Genomic DNA, 1,277 nt, shown 5'->3' on the forward strand with positions numbered 1-1,277 from the left:
CTTGATCTTTAACCTCGCTGCTGTTTCAGGCGGACGTGTTCGGTGAGGGTTTCGGCTCGCTTGACGGTCTTCCCGGGTTCGTGGCGTGGGGCTGGCCTGCGGTTTTTCGAGCCGGGTGGGCGTCCGGGGCCGGGCCGGGAGGGTTGCGGCACCGCTGCGGGACGGTCGGTCTTCGCGCGGAGGTGGCGGAACCCTCGGCGGACGCGTGCGGGGGTGAGCCGGCGCGGTTCAGCGGTCCGTTCCCAGGGGCGGCGGAGGTCCTCTGCGAGGGGGCGGGCGAGGTGGAGCTGGGTGTGGGCGGCGATGATCAGCCAGGTCCACAGGTCGGCGGTCGCGGGGTCACGGACCTTCGGGACGGTCCAGCCCAGGGTCTGCTTGAACAGCCGGAAAGTGTGCTCCAGGTCGAATCTGCGGAGGAAGGCCTGCCATCGAAGGTCGACGTCGGCGCCGGTCATGCCGGTGCGTGAAGACCACAGCCAGACCGGTTTCGGGTCGCGGTCGCCCGGCAGGTGCTCGACCTTCAACCGAATCAACGTGCCGTGGATCAGAGGAAGTTCACCGCAGTGGTCGAGCCAGGGGCCGCGGGCTTGCAGGCGTGGGTGCATGCGGTCCCAGGCGAGGGCTTCGGCGGTGCCGTAGCGGGTGGTGGTGCAGTTGGTGGCCTGGTCGGGGGTGTGCCAGGAGTCCGGTTTGGAGAACGTGAGGACACCGCCATGTTTGCGGGGCTGTCCGCCGCGCGGGGTGGAGCGGCGCGGGCCGGCGTCGCGGAGCATGACCCGGTCCGAGCGCAGGCGGCCGACCAGTTCGACGGGCAGGTCGGCCAGGACGTGGGCGAGGCGGGTGACGTCGTAGCCGGAGTCCATCACGATGAGGATGTCCGGGTCACCGGGCTTCCACTGCCCCGCGCGCAGGAGCCGGTCGAAGACCTCGCGGAGCTGGTCGGCGGTGACCGCGGTGGCGTCGTCGGCCGGGCCGAGCCGGATCGCGTCGAGGATGGCCGTCCAGGAGGTGCGTCCGGTTTCCAGGGCGGCGACGAAGGAGTAGGGCCAGCCGGGGATCATCTGGTCGGCGCTGCGGCCCCGTCCGTAGACGTGGCAGAACAGCAGGTCAGGGCTGGTGGGTGCGTCGTGCCGCAGCCAGTTGCTCACATCCACCGCCAGGACGATCCGCCCGTCGGCGGCCCGCGGCAGCGGCGTCGAGGCGAGGAGCCTGCGCAGGCGCCGGGGCTCCAGCCAGCCGTGGTTGACCGCGTCGTACATCGCTCCGTGCCCACGCCG

General features: G+C 71.3%; 1 protein-coding gene. It reads right to left on the reverse strand.

The window, feature by feature from the left end; translation table 11 throughout:
- Positions 1-8: 8 nt before the first annotated feature.
- Positions 9-1,277 (reverse strand): NF041680 family putative transposase (locus tag QMF80_RS37880; RefSeq protein ID WP_283461970.1); only part of this gene is annotated, 1,269 nt, incomplete at its 5' end.

The sequence above is a fragment of the Streptomyces sp. G-G2 genome (assembly GCF_030063135.1).
Classification (GTDB): domain Bacteria; phylum Actinomycetota; class Actinomycetes; order Streptomycetales; family Streptomycetaceae; genus Streptomyces.